General features: G+C 66.8%; 19 protein-coding genes and 1 pseudogene. 12 read left to right on the top strand and 8 right to left on the bottom strand.

The window, feature by feature from the left end; all coding sequences use genetic code 11:
- Positions 1 to 91 precede the first annotated feature (91 nt).
- From MCHLDSM_RS25140 to MCHLDSM_RS25105, 8 genes are all read left to right on the top strand, one after another.
- A complete protein-coding gene (locus MCHLDSM_RS25140) occupies positions 92 to 394 on the top strand; it encodes a hypothetical protein (protein ID WP_048472482.1) in 303 nt (100 codons plus the stop codon).
- 88 nt (positions 395 to 482) lie between these two features.
- Entirely contained in the window at positions 483 to 959 is a 477-nt protein-coding gene (locus MCHLDSM_RS25135) for a DUF5078 domain-containing protein (RefSeq protein ID WP_048420511.1), read from the top strand.
- A 116-nt stretch (positions 960 to 1,075) separates the two neighbouring features.
- Positions 1,076 to 1,366 (top strand): 30S ribosomal protein S6, encoded by a 291-nt coding sequence (gene rpsF, locus MCHLDSM_RS25130; protein ID WP_003931678.1) that lies wholly within the window; start codon positions 1,076 to 1,078, stop codon positions 1,364 to 1,366.
- 66 nt (positions 1,367 to 1,432) lie between these two features.
- A complete protein-coding gene (locus tag MCHLDSM_RS25125) occupies positions 1,433 to 1,939 on the top strand; it encodes a single-stranded DNA-binding protein (protein WP_048420388.1) in 507 nt (168 codons plus the stop codon).
- A 49-nt stretch (positions 1,940 to 1,988) separates the two neighbouring features.
- A complete protein-coding gene (gene rpsR / locus MCHLDSM_RS25120; RefSeq protein ID WP_043403642.1) occupies positions 1,989 to 2,246 on the top strand; it encodes a 30S ribosomal protein S18 in 258 nt (85 codons plus the stop codon).
- 10 nt (positions 2,247 to 2,256) lie between these two features.
- Entirely contained in the window at positions 2,257 to 2,712 is a 456-nt protein-coding gene (rplI, locus tag MCHLDSM_RS25115; RefSeq protein ID WP_048472481.1) for a 50S ribosomal protein L9, read from the top strand.
- 485 nt (positions 2,713 to 3,197) lie between these two features.
- On the top strand, positions 3,198 to 5,411 hold the full coding sequence (gene dnaB, locus MCHLDSM_RS25110) for a replicative DNA helicase (protein ID WP_048472480.1): 2,214 nt from the start codon (positions 3,198 to 3,200) through the stop codon (positions 5,409 to 5,411).
- Positions 5,412 to 5,465: 54 nt separating this feature from the next.
- On the top strand, positions 5,466 to 5,657 hold the full coding sequence (locus tag MCHLDSM_RS25105) for a hypothetical protein (protein WP_048472479.1): 192 nt from the start codon (positions 5,466 to 5,468) through the stop codon (positions 5,655 to 5,657).
- A gap of 475 nt (positions 5,658 to 6,132) precedes the next feature.
- Here the strand turns inward: MCHLDSM_RS25105 and MCHLDSM_RS25100 are convergent, their stop codons facing one another.
- Positions 6,133 to 6,495, bottom strand: a complete 363-nt coding sequence (locus MCHLDSM_RS25100) for a hypothetical protein (protein WP_048472478.1) — start codon at positions 6,493 to 6,495, stop codon at positions 6,133 to 6,135.
- Positions 6,496 to 6,751: 256 nt separating this feature from the next.
- On the opposite strand from MCHLDSM_RS25100, the pseudogene MCHLDSM_RS39770 reads away from it, so the two are divergent.
- Positions 6,752 to 7,180: pseudogene (locus MCHLDSM_RS39770) on the top strand (DUF6308 family protein); the annotation flags it as partial.
- Positions 7,181 to 7,300: 120 nt separating this feature from the next.
- Here MCHLDSM_RS39770 and MCHLDSM_RS25095 read toward each other — a convergent pair.
- Positions 7,301 to 8,059: an SDR family oxidoreductase gene (locus tag MCHLDSM_RS25095; RefSeq protein ID WP_048472477.1), complete on the bottom strand. Its 759-nt coding sequence runs from the start codon at positions 8,057 to 8,059 to the stop codon at positions 7,301 to 7,303.
- A gap of 149 nt (positions 8,060 to 8,208) precedes the next feature.
- On the opposite strand from MCHLDSM_RS25095, the gene MCHLDSM_RS37850 reads away from it, so the two are divergent.
- Positions 8,209 to 8,448, top strand: a complete 240-nt coding sequence (locus MCHLDSM_RS37850) for a hypothetical protein (RefSeq protein ID WP_131722690.1) — start codon at positions 8,209 to 8,211, stop codon at positions 8,446 to 8,448.
- A 58-nt stretch (positions 8,449 to 8,506) separates the two neighbouring features.
- Here the strand turns inward: MCHLDSM_RS37850 and MCHLDSM_RS25090 are convergent, their stop codons facing one another.
- Together MCHLDSM_RS25090 and MCHLDSM_RS25085 are read right to left on the bottom strand one after the other, a co-directional pair.
- Complete coding sequence (locus MCHLDSM_RS25090; RefSeq protein WP_048472476.1) at positions 8,507 to 9,229, bottom strand: SDR family NAD(P)-dependent oxidoreductase; 723 nt, start codon at positions 9,227 to 9,229, stop codon at positions 8,507 to 8,509.
- Between the two features lie 87 nt (positions 9,230 to 9,316).
- Complete coding sequence (locus MCHLDSM_RS25085; RefSeq protein WP_048472475.1) at positions 9,317 to 10,483, bottom strand: NAD(P)/FAD-dependent oxidoreductase; 1,167 nt, start codon at positions 10,481 to 10,483, stop codon at positions 9,317 to 9,319.
- Positions 10,484 to 11,053: 570 nt separating this feature from the next.
- Here MCHLDSM_RS25085 and MCHLDSM_RS25075 point away from each other — a divergent pair.
- A complete protein-coding gene (locus tag MCHLDSM_RS25075; RefSeq protein ID WP_048472967.1) occupies positions 11,054 to 11,665 on the top strand; it encodes a hypothetical protein in 612 nt (203 codons plus the stop codon).
- Positions 11,666 to 11,923: 258 nt separating this feature from the next.
- Positions 11,924 to 12,586, top strand: a complete 663-nt coding sequence (locus MCHLDSM_RS25070; RefSeq protein WP_082169068.1) for a class I SAM-dependent DNA methyltransferase — start codon at positions 11,924 to 11,926, stop codon at positions 12,584 to 12,586.
- A 297-nt stretch (positions 12,587 to 12,883) separates the two neighbouring features.
- On the opposite strand, the gene MCHLDSM_RS25065 is transcribed toward MCHLDSM_RS25070, so the two are convergent.
- The 4 genes from MCHLDSM_RS25065 to MCHLDSM_RS25050 all read right to left on the bottom strand — a co-directional run bounded on the left by MCHLDSM_RS25065 (position 12,884) and on the right by MCHLDSM_RS25050 (position 17,747).
- Entirely contained in the window at positions 12,884 to 14,665 is a 1,782-nt protein-coding gene (locus tag MCHLDSM_RS25065; RefSeq protein ID WP_234714181.1) for an Ig-like domain-containing protein, read from the bottom strand.
- Positions 14,666 to 14,878: 213 nt separating this feature from the next.
- Positions 14,879 to 15,712 (bottom strand): oxidoreductase, encoded by an 834-nt coding sequence (locus MCHLDSM_RS25060; RefSeq protein ID WP_048472472.1) that lies wholly within the window; start codon positions 15,710 to 15,712, stop codon positions 14,879 to 14,881.
- 40 nt (positions 15,713 to 15,752) lie between these two features.
- Complete coding sequence (locus tag MCHLDSM_RS25055) at positions 15,753 to 16,727, bottom strand: aldo/keto reductase (protein ID WP_048472965.1); 975 nt, start codon at positions 16,725 to 16,727, stop codon at positions 15,753 to 15,755.
- Between the two features lie 141 nt (positions 16,728 to 16,868).
- Positions 16,869 to 17,747, bottom strand: a complete 879-nt coding sequence (locus tag MCHLDSM_RS25050) for a helix-turn-helix transcriptional regulator (RefSeq protein WP_407661910.1) — start codon at positions 17,745 to 17,747, stop codon at positions 16,869 to 16,871.
- Between the last annotated feature and the right edge of the window lie 88 nt (positions 17,748 to 17,835).

Raw genomic sequence — 17,835 nt, 5'->3', positions numbered from 1 at the left:
ACCGAAACCGCGACGGCGTCGACTGTTTGCCGCTCGCCGCGGGTGGTTATATTTGCTAAACAACTGCTGCATCTCAGGCTGGAGTCGTCTCATGACCTTTCTCGACCGGGCCCTGCCCGCCGCGGTGATTCTCGGTGGTGTCGTCGCGGGCGCCCTCGGCTTCGGCGCCGCACCCGCGTCCGCGCAACCCGCTCCGCCGCCCCCGCCGGGGCCCGCCGAGTTCCCGCCGAACCCGCCGGGTGAGCCGGTGCCGAACTGGGCGCCGCGCAAGCCGGCGGAGATGTGGAACGGCGAGCCGGTGGTGTGGACCTCAGGGTGGGGCGGCCGCTGGGGTGTGTGGAAGAACGGAATGTTCATCACGCTGTCGTCGAACCCGGTGACCAACGGCGGCTGACGTCCGAGGGGATGTCCATCTGCCTAGATGCGCTATATAGTTGGCAGACGACTGGCCGCTTTCTGCGTGCCATGAGGTGGGAGTGACGATGAGCGGACTGATCAGGCGTACGACGCAGATGGCGCTGGCGGCAGCGGCCGCGGCGACGGCGTTCCTGGGGGCAGCGGGTCCGGCCAACGCCGACTCCACCGACGACTACCCGATCCCGCACCGCATCATCGTCACCACCTGCGACGTCGAGCAGTACATGGCCGCAGCGCGCGACACCAGCCCGGTGTACTTCGAGCGCTACATGATCGACCGGAGCAACCGGCCGGCCGACGTGCAGCAGATGGCCTTCGATCGCATCCACTGGTTCTTCTCCCTCGACCCGGTCGCGCGCCGGCAGTACTCCGAGGACACCGCCACCAACGTGTTCTACGAGCAGACCGCGACGCGGTGGGGCAACTGGGCCAAGCTGTTCTTCAACAACAAAGGTGTGGTCGCGCACGCGACCGACGTCTGCATGAACTACCCCAAGGGCGACATGTCCGTGTGGAACTGGCCGGTTCCCGGGCATCCCTGATCGCGATTTCCCAGATCAAAGCCCGTTCCTGTAGCCTGGGCCGGTTGCCGACGCAGGCGACCCTCCTGCCGCGGACACGCCGCGGCCGATCAGACCAGAGGAGGTGATGGGTTCCTATGCGTCCATACGAAATCATGGTCATTCTCGACCCCACACTCGACGAGCGCACCGTTGCTCCGTCGCTGGAGACGTTCCTGAACGTCATCCGCAAGGACGGCGGCAGTGTCGACAAGGTCGACATCTGGGGCCGGCGCCGGTTGGCCTACGAGATCGCCAAGCATGCCGAGGGCATCTACGCGATCGTCGACGTCAAGGCCGAGCCCGCGACGGTGTCCGAACTCGACCGTCAGCTCAACCTGAACGAGTCCGTGCTGCGGACCAAGGTGATGCGGACCGACAAGCACTAAAGAGTGCCGATCGTCGGAGCCGCTGCGTAGGCTCGCGCCCAACGTCCGCTCACCTAGGAGGAACTCGTGGCTGGTGACACCACCATCACCGTCGTCGGAAACCTGACCGCCGATCCGGAACTGCGTTTCACGCCGTCCGGTGCCGCGGTGGCCAACTTCACCGTTGCGTCCACCCCGCGCATCTACGACCGGCAGAGCGGGGAGTGGAAGGACGGCGAGGCGCTGTTCCTGCGGTGCAACATCTGGCGTGAGGCCGCCGAGAACGTGGCCGAGAGCCTGACCCGCGGGTCGCGCGTGATCGTCACGGGCCGGCTCAAGCAGCGCTCCTTCGAGACCCGCGAGGGTGAGAAGCGCACGGTGGTCGAGGTCGAGGTCGACGAGATCGGGCCCTCGCTGCGCTACGCGACCGCGAAGGTCAACAAGGCCAGCCGCAGTGGCGGCGGCGGTGGCGGGTTCGGCGGCGGCGGAGGCGGTAACTCGTCCCGCGGCTCGGAGCAGCCCAAGGACGACCCGTGGGGCAGCGCGCCCGCGTCGGGGTCCTTCGGCGGCGCCGACGAAGAACCGCCCTTCTGAGACAACACATTCGGAAACATCCGAGTAATTTCAAGAAAGAGTTAGACACATGGCCAAGTCCTCCACGAAGAGGCGTCCGGCTCCGGAAAAGCCGGTCAAGACACGCAAGTGCGTGTTCTGCTCGAAGAAGGGGCAGAACATCGACTACAAGGACACCGCGCTGCTGCGCACCTACATCAGCGAGCGCGGCAAGATCCGTGCCCGCCGGGTGACCGGCAATTGCGTTCAGCACCAGCGGGATATCGCGATCGCGGTGAAGAACGCCCGTGAGGTCGCGTTGCTGCCGTTCAGCTCGTCGACGCGATAGGACGAATGAGATGAAACTGATTCTGACTGCCGAGGTCGAGCACCTCGGAACGGCCGGCGACGCGGTCGAGGTGAAGGACGGCTACGGCCGCAACTATCTGCTGCCGCGCGGCCTGGCCATCGTGGCCACCCGTGGCGCGCAGCGCCAGGCCGAGGACATCCGGCGCGCCCAGGAGCTCAAGGGCGTCAAGAGCCTCGAGCACGCCAACGAACTGAAGACGGCGCTCGAGGGTCTCGAGGGCGTCGAGCTGGCGGTCAAGACCGCCGGTGATTCGGGCAAGCTGTTCGGCTCGGTGACCACGGCCGACGTCGTCGCCGCGATCAAGAAGGCGGGCGGACCGAACCTCGACAAGAGGACGGTGCAGCTGCCCAAGACGCACATCAAGACCGTCGGCACCCACCCCGTCACGGTGCGCCTGCACCACGACGTGGCCGCCACGGTGTCGCTGAGCGTCGTCGCCGGCTAGCCGCCCCACGGCATTCACGGCCGGGTGGAGACCGCGAGGTCTTCACCCGGCCGTTGCTGTACGTATGGCGAACTCTTCGAGGCGAATCCTTCCCAGCGAACATAACCGGGTGTTAACCTGCGTGGCCCCGAAGCGAAACACAACACGCCCGAGAAGGAAACCGGCGACGACACGCCGACGAATTTCCCATCCACAGCTCGTGCCCAGGCCTATGGTGCGTCCATCTGCGGAAACAGGGCGGATGACAGTGTTGATCCACAGGTTCTCCCCAACGCCTCAACATGGCTCACCAGACCTATCCACACGCCATCCACAGGTCTGTCAACAGGGGCTGGTTGCATCCCGCCCAGCAACGTCTATCGTTGGCCGTCGCCGACGCAGTTGCGGGTGCCGACGGGGGTGTTGTCGGATCCCGGACTTACAGTCGCAACAGGACGCATGTCGAACGTGCGTTCGAGGTCGATTGAGGAGGGGTGAGGCACCGCGTGGCTGTCGTCGATGACTTGGGCCGGTCCGGAGACCACACGTCCATGGAGCCGCCTCCCAATGAGGAGTTCGGCCGGCAGCCGCCCCAGGATCTCGCGGCCGAGCAGGCGGTGCTGGGCGGCATGCTGCTCAGTAAGGACGCCATCGCCGACGTGCTGGAGCGGCTGCGCCCCGGGGATTTCTACAAGCCGGCCAACCAACTCGTCTACGACGCGGTGCTGGATCTGTACGGCCGCGGAGAGCCCGCTGACGCGGTCACAGTGGCCGCGGAACTCGACCGCAAGGGATTGTTGCGCCGGGTCGGTGGGGCGCCTTATCTGCACACGCTGATCTCGACGGTGCCGACGGCCGCCAATGCCGGGTTCTACGCCGAGATCGTCTCGGAGAAGGCGCTGCTGCGCCGTCTGGTGGAGGCGGGCACCCGGGTGGTGCAGTACGGCTACGCCGGCGCCGAGGGCGCGGACGTGAACGAGATCGTGGACCGGGCGCAGGCCGAGATCTACGACGTCACCGAGCGGCGGGCCACCGAGGACTTCGTGCCGCTCGAAGAGCTGCTGCAGCCGACGATGGACGAGATCGACGCGATCGCGTCGCAGGGCGGCATCTCGAAGGGTGTGCCGACCGGCTTCACCGAACTCGACGAGCTGACCAACGGTCTGCATCCCGGCCAGATGATCGTCGTGGCGGCACGTCCCGGTATGGGGAAGGCGCTGTCGCTGGACACGCCGCTGCCGACGCCGACCGGGTGGACGACGATGGCCGAGGTCGTCGTCGGTGACGAGCTGATCGGCCCGGACGGGTTGCCGACGCGGGTGGTCGCGGCGACCGCCGTGATGGAAGGCCGGCCGTGCTTCGAGGTCGAGTTCTCCGACGGCACAGTGATCGTCGCCGATGCCGAGCATCAGTGGCTGACCTCCGGCGCGATCCGCACCACCCGTGAGATCGCCGAGACGTTGCCGACCGGGTTAGTCCACTCGGTGACGAACACGGCAGCGGTGCAGGCAGCGAACGCCGACCTTCTGGTACCGCCGTACACCTTGGGCGCCTTACTGGGCGACGCGACGACGACCGACCCGGAGATCCTGATGCGGATCGAGGGGGAGGGGCCGAGCACGTCCGGCGCACTCGTCGGCACGCGCATCCCGGTGGAATACCTGCGCGCGTCGGAGGCGCAGCGGCGGTCGCTGCTCGCCGGTCTGCTGGACGCCGGCGGCACGGTGGCGGAGGACGGAACGGTGCGGCTCGGCGTGCCCGACGAGCGGCTCGCGGAGGATGTCGCGGAACTCGTGGTGTCGCTCGGTTACCGGTGCGAGGTCGAGGCGGGCGGTGGAGTCGCCTTCGCTGCGGCCGACAGCGTGTTCCGGCTGCATCGAAAGGACCTGCTGCACAAGGAGCGTCGCTCGGCCGGCGCCGAAGCGCGGTTGATCGTGGACGTTCGACCCGTCCCGAGCGTTCCGGTCCGGTGCGTCGAGGTCGACAACGCGAGCCACATGTACCTGGCCAGCCGGTCGATGATCCCGACGCACAACTCGACGCTGGGACTCGATTTCATGCGGTCGTGCTCGATCAAGCACCACCTGCCGAGCATCGTGTTCTCGCTGGAGATGAGTAAGACCGAGATCGTCATGCGCCTGTTGTCGGCCGAGGCGAGGATCAAGCTCGCCGACATGCGGTCGGGACGGATGAGCGACGACGACTGGACGCGGCTGGCGCGGCGGATGAGTGAGATCAGCGAGGCGCCGCTGTACATCGACGACTCACCGAACCTGACGATGATGGAGATCCGGGCCAAGGCGAGGCGGCTGAAGCAGAAGGCGGACCTGCGTCTGGTGGTGATCGACTACCTGCAGCTGATGACATCGGGCAAGAAGGTCGAGTCGCGCCAGCAGGAAGTGTCCGAATTCTCGCGCCAGATCAAGCTTTTGGCGAAGGAGCTGGAAGTCCCCGTGGTGGCGATGAGCCAGTTGAACCGTGGCCCGGAGCAGCGTACGGACAAGAAGCCGCAGCTGTCGGATCTTCGCGAGTCGGGATCGATCGAGCAGGACGCGGACATGGTGGTGCTGCTGCATCGCCCGGACGCGTTCGAAAGCGACGACCCTCGTGGCGGCGAAGCGGACCTGATCGTCGCGAAGCACCGCGCCGGCCCGACGCGCACCGTCACCGTGGCGCATCAGCTGCACCTGTCGCGGTTCGCGAACATGGCCAAGCAGTAGGGCGGTCGGCGTGTGGGCCGATCCCGTGTCGGCGCCCCTCGGCACCATCGAGCCGTGATCACCGAGCCTCCTCCCGAAGACGACCACTGGCGGACCGAGGCCCTCACCAGGATGGAGAGGTCAGGCGCGGTCCTCGACCGGATCGAATCGAACGAGCCTTACCCGGTGGAAGACAACAGTGACCTAGCCGGTGACAGAGAGCAGATCCCGACCTGTCGCTCGACACTGTCGCCACGCGACGCCTGAAGGTTGCGGTCGACTACCTCGCCGGCGTACGCGATCTGGTGAGCGGCGGGCTTCACTACTACGCGTTTTCCCGCTTCTGCGCGCAGTCCTCACGCCGACAACCTTGTACATCAGTGTCTCGGCGAGGCGATCAATGCCATCCTTCGAAATCGCGACATTTCGTCGCACATGGTGGATTACCGACAGGACCACACCGAGAGGTACGAACGCGCGAAGGAACGGTGACATCAATGCTTTGTACGTCGACGTGGCATTTGAAGTGGAGAATTATGGAGAGCCGGGACTCCGCGGCTGCTGCGGCGCGCTAGCGGCGGACGAAACCGGTATAGCGCAGCGCGACAATGAACTGCAGTTTTGCAACGAAGATTGACAAGGTTCCGTGACACGGCCCATTTTTGTCAAAGTACCCAGGTTTGTCTCATCAATCTTCGTTGCATCTCGACAGGTGCGCTGCGGCGGACGTGAGTGACTACGCCTACTCCAAACTCGGCCGGTAATGAGCCGCCTCCGCCTCCGCAGCAAGTAATGCGCCCAGCTCACCCTCCTGCTGGGCAACAAACACACCGATCACGTGTCGACATACTTCCGGCACGCTCACCCCACGCATATCCGCAATACGTTTCAGCCCGACCAGCATTGACGTCGACACGTGAAACTGCACGGCGAACTGACCGCACGAGCCATCCTCAGGCGGCAACCCCGGACCCACCACCACAGGTTCATCCATCCCGTACTCGCCCACCTCAGCACCCCGAGGTCGTTCAACAACCCCACCAGAAGCGGCGCCACCAACGCCGTCGGCCGGGTCCCGGAACTCCTCATGACTGAACAATCCCATTCCGCCACGCTAGACCTCGCAAAGGTCCCAGGCCGCTAACCAGGCGACACCGCATCGAATCGTTGTCGGCGCCTGGGAGCAGGATGGGCGTTGAGGCAGTCGAACACCGCCCTACCATGTCGCCGCCGCCTGCCAGGTTCCCTCCGAACGACAGCGGCAATGACCGGGGGATGGGTTGGCTGACTCACTGAGCCACACCAAATGGCGCCACACCTGGCCTGGGTTCATCGTCGCGACGGACACCCAGACCGCGGTCGTGCACCTGGAGCGCTACTACTCCGAAGACGACGATGGTCAGCCCAGCTACACCGGGTCGCGGTTCGAGTCGGTGGCCGCGCTCAATCCCGACCCCGACACGCTCGGCCCTGCGGACTTCGTCGCTGTGTCCATGCTCAGCGTCACGGTGCCGGCCGAGGCGGCGCTGCGGCTTATGGGGCGCGACGCTGCTGAGGTCAGCCGACTGCTCGCACAGATCCCGGCCGACGTGGACATTGCCGACGCGGACCCGGCCATGCTGAGCGGCGACTCCCCGGCCGGACAACTCTGGGCACTCCTGCGCCGAGGCCGTGACGGGCTTGGCCCCACGACGACGAGCAAGCTGCTGGCGGCGAAACGTCCTCGGCTACTGGCGATCTGGGACAGTTTTGTGGAAGAAGCGACGGGCTTGGACGTTGCAGTGCGGCGCGCTTGTCCTCGGCGTCGCGGTCGAGTTCCAACCCTGGATAGCCACCGCGAGCCGGCGCGAGCTTGGTTTCGCCACATAAGACCAACGAGGCGGTCGGCAGGAGGGGCTGTCGGGAGCAAATCAGCGGCGCGCCAGCCAGTCGACCAGCCGCGTGGTGCCCAGTTCGGCCGCGTCGTCGGTGACGAGCGTTGTTTCATCGATGTTCAGACCGCTGTACGTTGCCGACGGGTCGTCGAGGACGTTGAGCGTTCGGCTCTGGCGGCGCAGGACGGCGCGGGCCATGTCGGAAAAGGACATCTTCTGCGGACCTCCGACGTTGTGAATGGTGTTGAGCGGCTCGTTGACGGCAACGCGGGCCAGGATGGCGGTGACCTCGGCGGAGTCGATGGGTTGGATGAGTGCGGCCGGGGCGCGCACCTCGTCGCCGACGATCAGGGATTCGGTGATGGGTTCAGCCAATTCGTGAAACTGCGTGGCCCGCAATACCGTCCAGGGAACCTCTGAGGTCGCGGCTGCGTTCTCCTGGGCGAGCTTGCCGCGGATGTATCCGGCTTTGGGGGCCATCGCTTCGACGCCGACGATGGACAGCACCACGTAGTGTCCGACGCCGGCCTTGGCGGCGGCAGCGGACAGGCTGGCCGCGGTCTGCCTGAAGAAGGCTTCGGCGGAGTCCTCGGGGGTGGCGGAGTTGATCACGTCGATGACGACCCCAGCGTCGGCGAGGGCTTCGTCAAGGCCCTGCCCGGTGAGCAGGTCGACACCGGAGTCACGGGAGGCTGCGGTGACGCTGTGTCCGCGGCTCCTGAGCAGGGGGACGAGTTGGCGGCCAATCAGGCCGGTCGCGCCGGTGACGGTGATATTTTTCGTAGGTTCGGTCATCGCCGTGCTGCCTTTCTCTCGAGGTGAAATGGGTTGATACGGTGCGACATTGGTTTCGGGCTTACAGGGGTGGGCGCTGCCGCCGTGCGGATTCGTCAAGCCGTGCTCATGTGACGCCGGCACCGCCGTCGACATGCAGGGTGGCGCCGGTGATGCAACTCGCGCGCGGTGACGCCAGAAAACTGCGCGGGCTCGCCTTCGCGGCAAAGCGGCCCCGTCCCCGCTGTGGTGCATCGGCCGTTGCTGCACAGCGCATCGAGCTGCTCATCGGTGAGGAACTTGAAGAGGAATACGCACCGGAGCTCGGCTTTGAGGCTCTGCGAGGCAAGCCGCGCCGGTGGGCCCAGTTCCTGTCGCCACCCCGGGGTCGGCCGACCCGTGGTCAGTGACAGCTCGTCATCCATACGAGTCGACGCCGCGCTGTTCGTCGGAGTCCATCATTCTCCTTCAGACGGCGGTGCCGCCGCCGTCGACGTGCAGGGTGGTGCCTGTGATGAAGCTGGCTCGTGGCGAGGCCAGGAAGTAGATCGCCTCGGCGATCTCGGCGGGATCCGCCGTGCGCCCGAGCGGTAGGGCGCGCCCGAGTTCCTCGTTGGTGTCACCCCATTCGGCTGCCACACCCTCGGTGGACGTCGGGCCGGGTGCCACGTTGTTGACCCGGATGTGGTGCGGGCCGAATTCGACGGCCCACGTGCGCGTCAACTGCTCGACTGCTGCTCTGGAAGCGCTGTACACCGAGGCGCCCGGAACACCTTTGGACGCGACCATGGAGGTGACGTTGACGATGACACCGCCACCGCGACGGATCATGGAGGGCACCGTCGCGGCCACCAGGAAGTAGAGACCGCGCACGTTGGTGGCGAAGGTGTGCCCGAACTCGTTCTCGTCCTGATCGACGGTCAGGCTGGCCGGGAAGCGCGCGGCGTTGTTGACCAGGATGTCGGGCTCGTGTTCGCGAGCGAGTCGCTCCACACCGGCCGGGTCGGCCATGTCCACGGCGACGAATTGTGCCGCAGACCCGAGGGCGTCTCGGGCCTGCTGTCCGCGTCCGGGATTGCGTCCGGTGATGACGACCGAGGCGCCCGCGTGCACCAGTCGGTGGGCCGTCGCGAAGCCGATGCCGGCGGTGCCGCCGGTGACCAGTGCGGTTCGGCCGGCCAGCTCGCTCATCGAGCCAGCCATTCGGACAGCCCGGTGGTGCCCGGTGGTGGCGGTTGGTCCCGGTCGGTGATCGCGGTCTTCGGTGTGTCCATGACGTCAGACACCGACTGGTCCTTTCTTCAGCAACTTCGCCCGTTTTCCGCCTCGGGGCCAGAAGTAGCTGCCCGGTTTTCGGGCCTCTTTGGCCAGGAAGGACAAGGTGCCCTTGCAGACTGACTCTTTGATGGTGGCGGCGAGGTGCCCGCCGATGTGCATCGGCAACGCAACATCGTCGAAGTGCGACATCTGGATGGTGCCGGCGTGGCGGCCCAGGCTGATGCACTGACCCACCGAGGCCGGGTTCAGATTCGCGGGTTCCCTGCCAGCGAGCCTCGCGAGGACGGTATCGGTGGCGTGCGAGGCCAGCGGCATGGCGAGCTGGCAGCTCATCCGCAACGGCTGCCCCGACGGGGAGGCTGCATCGCCGGCCGCGAGGATCGAGGGGTCGTCGACACTGGTCAAGGTCTCGTCGGTGAGCAGCCGGCCGAGCCGGTCGGTGGACAGGCCGCTGTCAGCGGCCAGGGTGGGGACACCGAACCCGGCCGTCCACACCGTCACCGCGCTCGGCAAGGCTCTCCCGTCGCGCAGTACCACCCGGTCTGGACCGACCTGCGTGGCAGTTGCGTTCTCGACAACGGTGGCCCCCAGCTTCGTCAACCTCTTGGCCACCGACTTGCGCCCACCTTTGGCCAGCGACGGACCCAGCGCGCCGGTGACCAGGGTGACGTTGCGACCGGCCTCGGCCCATTCAGAGGCGGCTTCGATCCCCGTCAGCCCACCGCCCACGATCACGATCGGAGCCTGCAGCGGGACGTCTGTCAGGCGCGCGGCCAGCCGCTGCGCTGACTCCAGTTCGCCCAGTGCGTAGGCGTTCTCGAGCGCACCGGGTGTCGCGGTGGAGACCGGAGCGGTGCTACCGACGGCGTAGATCAGGTAGTCATAGCCGAGGAAAGCACCGGAGGACAGCCGGAGCTGGTGTGCGGCTGCGTCGATGCGTTCAGCACTGTCGAGAATCAGTTTCGCTCGATCCGTGAGGATCGCCGAGTAGTCCTCGACGGCGTCATCGTTGCCGGCGACCAATTGATGGAGCCGGATTCGTTCGACGAATGCAGGGCGCGGGTTGACCAGCGTGATGTCGATGTCGGCGCGCCGGCTCAGGCGGTTGGCGGCAAGGACGCCGGCGTATCCGCCGCCGACGACCACGACGCGGGTGGTGCTGGTCATGGAGACTCCTCGGGGTTGGGCGCTGCTGAACTGGCCGGGCGTTGGCGTCGATGGGGACCACCTGGGCGTGGACGCGGTTGACGCCAATGGGCCAGAGCAGGCGGTCCCGTGTGCCCGAGCCCACTGAACTCCGCACACTGGCGAAGCTCGCCACCGACAACGACGATGTCCTTCACGCCTATGACGATGGCACCGGACGTACCGGTCGGGGACCACGGAAAACCCGTAGTCCTTTTCCGCCCTACGTGCCGGCAGCGATGGGAGAGGTGCCGCCGCCAGGGCGGCGACATCGTCGGGCCGGTGGGCAACGACGGGCAGATCGCCGCCCTGCAGCTGCCTTGGACGTGGCCGCTGAGGCGCTGACGGTGGGCGTGACGCGCAACTCGCCAGAAATCTCGAAACGACGCGTCGGCTCGTCGTGCCCCGGTGTCTGCGCCGCTGCGGCACGATGGCGGTAGATCTGTGGACCGCGTTCGTCAGATACTGCTCGGGGGGGCCATGAACGACGACATCGTGCCGAGCGCGGGGGATGGACTGGGAAGCGCGGCGCGCGTTGTTCGATGGTCCGGGGTGACGGGGTTTGTGCTTCCCGCGCTGACGCTGGCGGTGTATCCGATCTGGTCCTATCCCGAGACCCAGACTCCGGGTGTGGACGTAGCGCGCTGGGCGAGCGACCATCATGCGCAATTGGTCGTCACCCAGGTGCTCAACACGGTGGGTGTCACCCTGTGGTTCGTCTTCGGTGCAGCCGTGTGGACCTACCTACGAGATCGGTTGCCGCGGAGGTCGATTCTGCCGGGATGTTTTGCTGCCGCCTTCTTCGGGTGCGCCATCCTGTTGCTGAGTGGCTTCACCGCGTTCAACCTCCTGCTCTACCGAGACCGCAGCGCCGAACAGGCAAGTCTGCTGTACGACTTGACCTTCGGGTTGTTGGCGATGTCAGGCTTGCCCACCGTCGTCGCGCTGGGGTCTTTCGCTGTCGCGGTGTACCGCCACCAGGTACTGCCCCGCTACACCGCGCACCTGGCGCTCGCCGCCGCCGCGGTACACCCCCTTCTGCTGGCCGCGTTCATCGTCGAGCGCGGCCCTCTGTCACTGGAGGGGTTGTCGATCACCGCGATGCCGGCCTTCCTGTTCGCCTGGATTCTGGGCACTGCGTCGGCGATGCCACGCCGACGCTGACGCACCGGCACCGCCCAGGCCCGCTCGCAGAGGCAAGCGGACTTAGGCCGTGTCGACGGGTGCGCGCCAGTGACTGACCGCCCCGCCAGGAACCCGAAGACGGGTCGGGCGTGAAAAATGGCGGACCTTTTGAAGACGCTGACTTCGTGACCGCCCTGCCGAAATGCAATGGCAGCCGCCAGCCCCGCGAAGCCGCCACCCACAATCCCCCCGCACTCACTCAAACTGCGACCGTCGGTAGTAGATGGCGAGAGCCGTATGCTCCTCGATCGGACCCTCGGCGATACCGCGGCGATGCTGGGCATTGTGGTTGACGAGCATCCCGAGGCCGCTCGGGTCATCGCGCTGTATGACCGCCACGCGGCGGCGTGGTCGCGCGATCGCGGTGACCGGCTGATCGAACGCGCCTGGCTGGACCGGTTCGTGGCGTCGTTGCCCGGTCAGCGCCGCACCGTCCTCGACGTGGGGTGCGGAACAGCGGTGCCGATCGGCCAGTACCTGATCGAGCAGGGATGTCATGTCCACGGGGTCGACTCGTCGAGCGCGATGATCGCGATGAGGGCTGCCCGTTTCCCCGAGCACCGGTGGGACGTCGCCGACATGCGCGCGCTGTCTCTCCATCGCCAATTCGACGGAATCATTGCCTGGGACAGCCTCTTTCACCTCTCGGCGCATGATCAGCGACGGATGTTCCCGACCCTCTCCCGGCATGCCGCGCCGGGTGCGGTTCTGTTGTTCAACAGTGGTCCATCGGCCGGTGAGCAGATCGGGAGCTACCAGGGTGAACCTCTCTACCACGCAAGCCTCGACGAGTCCGAATATCGTGACCTTCTCGGCGACAACGGCTTCGACGTCATCGCCCACGCCGTCACGGACCCTACGTGCGGGCAGCGCACCATCTGGCTCGCACAGCAGGCGTAGCCGGTAAGCAGAACCTGCTCCGACCGTCGTGAAAGCGGACATCCTGAAAAGACAGTGCCGTCGTCAAAGGCAGACGATCATTGGTCATGACGGATCGCAGTACCTGACACCACCCTGAACCTGCCGGTAAGTGCCGACGTCAGATACGCCTGATCCAACGTCATGAAGCGTCGCCGTTGCCCGCTGGCTCGCCGGCCTCGTCTGTCGAACGACTCGATGAGCCGGGCACTTCCGCAGGATCGTGGATGTGACCCCAACGGAGTATCGGGCGACCTTTTCGGGAGGAGCCTGACGGCATCAGGCGCGCAGGCCGACGAGGACTCCGGTCGCAAGAGCGGACTGGCGCGGCAACACCACGGTGTAGCCGAGGTCGCGCAGGATGCCCGCTTCGATCGCGCTGATCTCGCGCACCTCGACGATCCCGTGCCACTTGGCCTTGTGGTTCATCAATTGGAAGTCGTCACCGGTGAAGGTGTCGTCGTCGAGGTGGGCCGACGAACTGCCGTCCTTCCATGGATTGGGGGAGTACAGCGGGACCGGTTTTCCGTACGCCGCAACGGCGTTCGACCCGCCGAAGAACACTCCGCCGGCGAACCCGGTCAGGTAGGGATCTGCCGAACTCGGCCAGGTGAAGTCGGCGGCGAAGAGCCTTGTGCCGTCGGCGGTACTGATGAAGCTGTCGAAGATGCTCCACGTCCGCCCGCTGTTGGTGCCCGGCGCCTCCAGCGTCGAGGCGAAGCCGAACGAATGCAGGAGTTCGTGCATCGCCGTGCTCATGAAGTCGTACTCGTCGCCGACGACCACGTCGCCCAACGCCCACGGCTTGGCGAAGTTCCACTCGATGGAGCCGTCGTACCCGGCGCCGTTGGCGTCCTTCCCCGTGAGCAGCTTGTTCTGCACGATCGTCGGCCAGTAGCCGGGGTCCGTGCTGATGAGGCCGCTGCCGGCGCCCGCCAGCCAGCGGACGTCCGGATTGTCGACCCCTTCGATCTCATAGGTGAGCACGACCGGCTTGGCGACCCGCAGGAAGGTCACCAGCGCGTCGGCTGAGCGCTGCAGGGCCGCGCGACGCTCGGGCGTCCAGTGTTCGGCACCCTCGGTGTAGACGAAGTCGAACGTGACCGCACCCTGGTTGATCAGCGCGCCGGCGCGCGTTCCGATCGGCCGGAACCAGTCCAGCAGGTTGATGTGCAGCCCGAGGTCCACGGCGCGCACCACGAAGGTGTCGACGCCGTCGAAACCCTCACCCGGGGTGTAGGTGAATGTCCCGTCCGCGTTGAGGTGCACCTTGCCCGTCGCCGGTCCGCGCACCACGCGGTAGACCAGCCGGTCCCCGTCGGGATCCAGTGCGTCGACGGTGCCGGTGACCTCGCCGGTGATGACACCGGTGAGTTGAACGGGGGTCAGTGTGGGCGCCTGGTTGAGAAGGCTGCGACGCAGGGCCGCCCAGGCTGCTTCGAGTTCGTCCTTGCGCTCGTCGCTGACCGGCCGCGCGTCGATCCACGCCTGCGCCGAGGCCGAGATCTTGGCGATCTTCTCGGCGACCCGCTCCTCATGGGTCGGCCTGGGCGAGGCCGTCGCCGTCGCCGTGACCGTCGCGGGGGCAGGGGTTGTACCGGTGTCGTCGCCGTCGGCCGACGTGCGCTCCTCGGCAACGTCGTCCTCGGCGACGTCGCCTGCAACATCGTCATCCGCGGCATCGTCCCCGTCGGCAGCGTCCGCGTCGGCATCGACCTCGTCGGTGGTGGCGACATCCGAGGGGTCCTCGTCGGACTGATCGAGGGGGCGCGCACCGGCGCGGCCGGCGCGGTCGTCGGCGTCGTCAACGGCGTCGTCGGAGCCCACGTCATCGGTGCGGTCCGTATCGGTGGCGGCGCTGCCCGACTCACGGTCGGCCGCCGGTGTCGACCTCGCTGGACCGGTGGACTCTGCGCCTCCGGCGCTACCGGTCGATGCGGCCGACGACTCTCCCGAAGTGTCGGCGGCCGCCGTACCGATGTCCGGACCCACCAGCGAGAACCCCAGCAGTGCCGCCCCGACACCAGCCGATGCCGCGCCCAGCTGCAGCCACTGCCTCACTCCGAACTGCTCTGCGCGCCGTTGACGCCGTCCGCCCATGTGCTGACCCCCCTGTCAATATTTTCCAGGGAGCGTACAGCAAATTCCTTCCCTAGTCACAGATTGGCGAAATCGGGCCAGAGGAGCATTTTTGAGGGGCCTCTCAAAGATGATTCTCGTGAAGAGCAAACAGGTGGCAGCTGATGACGCAGCAGGCGTCACGAGGGCCTGGCGTTACTCCTCGGCGTAATCGGTACTGGCACTGAGCTCCTCCCACCTGTCCACCTCGTCGGCTCGGGCCTGTGCCTTCTGCCGATAGCCGGCGAGCGCGTCGGAGCCCAGAAGCAGGAAGCCCGGGGGTTGCGGTTGCTCCACGGCCGTGATGATGGCGGTGGCTGCCTTGGCGGGGTCTCCGGCCTGCGTGCCATGGAGGGTGTCGTGCTCCTTGCGACGCTTCCCCGCCGTCTCGGCGTAGTCGTCGATGGGGGTTGCCGCCTGGGTGAGCGAACGACCCGCGAAGTCGGTCCGGAAAGCGCCGGGCTCCACGATGGTGACCGAGATGCCAAGGGGCGCGAGTTCGCCGTGGAGCGAACCGCTCAGTCCCTCGATGGCGCATTTGGCGGCCGAGTAGTAGCCCGATCCGACCGGGGTGATCTGCGCGCCGATCGACGAGATGTTGACGATGGCGCCAGACCGGCGAGTGCGCATCCCCGGCAGCACGGCCTTGATCATCGCGACCGTGCCGAAGAAGTGCGTCTCGAAAAGCCTACGGACATCGGCATCGTCGCCCTCCTCGACGGCGGCGCGGTACCCGTACCCGGCGTTGTTGACCAGGACGTCGACGCCGCCGAATCGGCGTTCGGCCTGTGCTACGGCGCTCGCGACCTGCTCGGGACGGGTGACGTCGAGGGCGAGAGCCAGAACGCGCTCGGGAGCGGTCGCCGCGAGATCGGCGACCTTCCCGACGTCGCGGGCGGTGACGACGACGTCGTGTCCCGCCGCGATGACGGATGTGGCGAGTGCACGGCCCAAGCCGGTCGAGCAGCCGGTGATCAGCCAGGTGGACATGAGTTCCTTCTCCGTAGGCGAATTTTGGTCTTCGACGGAACTAGCGCTCGATCAACTTCATCTGCTCATCGGTGTGATGACCGCCCGCCGCCGGCGTGAGCGAATCGAGTCGCGCCAGCTGCGCTTCGGTCAGCACGACCTCGTCGGCGGCGACGTTCTCTTCCAGCCGCGCGACCCGTCGCGTCCCCGGAATCGGCGCGATGTCAGTGCCTTTGGCGAGCAACCACGCGATCGCGACCTGAGCGGGTGTCGCGCCGACCTCGTCGGCCACGTCCTTGACGTCGTCGGCGATCGCCAGATTGCGCGTGAAGTTCTCGCCGGTGAATCGAGGGTTGGTGGCCCGGAAGTCGTTGGCGTCGAGTTGGTCGGTCGACCGGATGGTCCCGGTGAGGAAGCCCTTGCCGAGGGGCGAGTAGGGGACGAGCCCGATGCCGAGCTCACGCAGGACGGGCAGGACCTCGTCCTGGTCTCTGGTCCACAGCGAGTACTCGGACTGCAGCGCCGTGATCGGGTGTGCGGCGTGGGCGCGGCGGATGGTGTCGACCCAGGCCTCGGAGAGCCCGATGTGGCGCACCTTGCCCTCGGCCACCAGTTCGGCGACGGCGCCGACGGTGTCCTCGATCGGGGTGTGGGGGTCGACTCGGTGTTGGTAGTAGAGGTCGATGTGGTCGGTGCCGAGCCGGCGCAGCGAGCCCTCCACGGCGGTGCGGATATTGGCGGGACTGCTGTCGAGGTTCCACGGGCCGTCTCCCGCGTGCGAGACCAGGCCGAACTTGGTGGCGAGCACGACCTCGTCGCGGCGGCCTTTGATCGCCCGGCCGACGAGTTCTTCGTTGACGTACGGACCGTAGATCTCGGCGGTGTCGATGAGGTTCACGCCCAGGTCGAGTGCGCGGTGGATGGTCCTGATCGATTCGTCGTCGTCGGATCCGGCGCCGGTGTAGCCGTGGGACATGCCCATGGCGCCCAGTCCGATGCGGGCGACGTCCAGATCGCCGAGCTTGGCATTCTTCATCATTGGTCCCTTTCGACTCGTTTCACGCTGCGGCAGCGATCGCTTGAGTGCCGTCGCGCGAGCCGCCGCGCACACGATCCACCCAACGCCTGATTCCGATGCCGCGGCAGTACCTGCTGGTCCAGGTATCGCCAGTACCCCTCACCCCGAGGCGATCTCCGACGGAAGGTTGTCCTGGGTGGCCGCCCACGACGCGAGCAACTTGAGCCCGTCGGCGGTGGGCGTGCCGGCCGCCGCGGTGTAGACGTTCAACTGCAGGCCGGGTTCGGATGGGAGCGGCATGGCCTCGAAGTCGAGGTCGAGTTGGCCGACCACGGGATGGTTCAGCCGCTTGCGGCCGGACCGGTGGAACCGCACGTCCTGAGATGCCCAGCGCTGCCGGAACAGCTCGCTGCGCGTCGACAGCTCGCCGACGAGTGCCACCAACTGCTCGTCGTGCGGGTTGCTGCCCGCCTCGAGCCGCAGCATCGCGGCTGCGTCACGGGTGACCCGGTCGTAGTCGACGAAGAACCGCTCGGCTTCCTCGGGGCGCAGGTACACGAATCGCGTGGTGTTGGCCGGACGCCGCGGGTCGGCGAGGACCGGCGCGTAGAGCGCACGGGCGAGCTGGTTCATCGCGAGGACGTCGTGCCTGCCATTGCGGATCCACGCCGGCGCGTCGGTGATGGCATCGAGGAGTTGCCGCAAGGCCGGCCGCACAGTTCCAACCGTCTTGCGCTTGCGACGGCTGCCGGGCGGCCCGGAGCCTCGCGCGAGAGCGAAGAGGTGATCCCGCTCGGCCTCGTCGAGTTGCAGTGCGGAAGCAAGTGAGTCGAGGACGGCCTCGGAAGCACCGGCGAGGCTGCCGCGCTCCATGCGCACGTAGTAGTCGACGGAGACGCCGGCCAGCATCGCGACCTCTTCGCGGCGCAGCCCCTTGACCCGGCGGTTGCCGCCATAGGCAGGCAGACCCGCCTGTTCGGGGGTGATGCGCGCACGTCGTGAACTGAGGAATTCGCGGATCTCGCTGGGCACGTCCATGCCGGTCATGTGTCCACGGTAGGCGCGAGTCCTCGGTGCAGGGAGGTACTGGCGGTGCCTGTCCCAGCAGGTCCTCCCGCGCGTCGGG

Source organism: Mycolicibacterium chlorophenolicum (assembly GCF_001044235.1).
Lineage (GTDB): Bacteria > Actinomycetota > Actinomycetes > Mycobacteriales > Mycobacteriaceae > Mycobacterium > Mycobacterium chlorophenolicum.
The sequence above is the reverse complement of the archived record's forward strand: the minus strand, read 5'-3'. Positions and strand labels throughout refer to the sequence as shown.

What these genes read in the sequence shown, in the direction of transcription:
- MCHLDSM_RS25070 (WP_082169068.1), top strand. Translation starts at nt 11,924, where the DNA reads ATGCTCCTCGATCGGACCCTCGGCGATACCGCGGCGATGCTGGGCATT.
- rpsF (WP_003931678.1), top strand. Translation starts at nt 1,076, where the DNA reads ATGCGTCCATACGAAATCATGGTCATTCTCGACCCCACACTCGACGAG.
- MCHLDSM_RS25085 (WP_048472475.1), bottom strand. Translation starts at nt 10,483, where the DNA reads ATGACCAGCACCACCCGCGTCGTGGTCGTCGGCGGCGGATACGCCGGC.
- MCHLDSM_RS25095 (WP_048472477.1), bottom strand. Translation starts at nt 8,059, where the DNA reads ATGACCGAACCTACGAAAAATATCACCGTCACCGGCGCGACCGGCCTG.
- MCHLDSM_RS25090 (WP_048472476.1), bottom strand. Translation starts at nt 9,229, where the DNA reads ATGAGCGAGCTGGCCGGCCGAACCGCACTGGTCACCGGCGGCACCGCC.
- MCHLDSM_RS25050 (WP_407661910.1), bottom strand. Translation starts at nt 17,747, where the DNA reads ATGGACGTGCCCAGCGAGATCCGCGAATTCCTCAGTTCACGACGTGCG.
- MCHLDSM_RS25140 (WP_048472482.1), top strand. Translation starts at nt 92, where the DNA reads ATGACCTTTCTCGACCGGGCCCTGCCCGCCGCGGTGATTCTCGGTGGT.
- MCHLDSM_RS25135 (WP_048420511.1), top strand. Translation starts at nt 483, where the DNA reads ATGAGCGGACTGATCAGGCGTACGACGCAGATGGCGCTGGCGGCAGCG.
- MCHLDSM_RS25055 (WP_048472965.1), bottom strand. Translation starts at nt 16,727, where the DNA reads ATGAAGAATGCCAAGCTCGGCGATCTGGACGTCGCCCGCATCGGACTG.
- rplI (WP_048472481.1), top strand. Translation starts at nt 2,257, where the DNA reads ATGAAACTGATTCTGACTGCCGAGGTCGAGCACCTCGGAACGGCCGGC.
- MCHLDSM_RS25100 (WP_048472478.1), bottom strand. Translation starts at nt 6,495, where the DNA reads ATGGGATTGTTCAGTCATGAGGAGTTCCGGGACCCGGCCGACGGCGTT.
- rpsR (WP_043403642.1), top strand. Translation starts at nt 1,989, where the DNA reads ATGGCCAAGTCCTCCACGAAGAGGCGTCCGGCTCCGGAAAAGCCGGTC.
- MCHLDSM_RS25060 (WP_048472472.1), bottom strand. Translation starts at nt 15,712, where the DNA reads ATGTCCACCTGGCTGATCACCGGCTGCTCGACCGGCTTGGGCCGTGCA.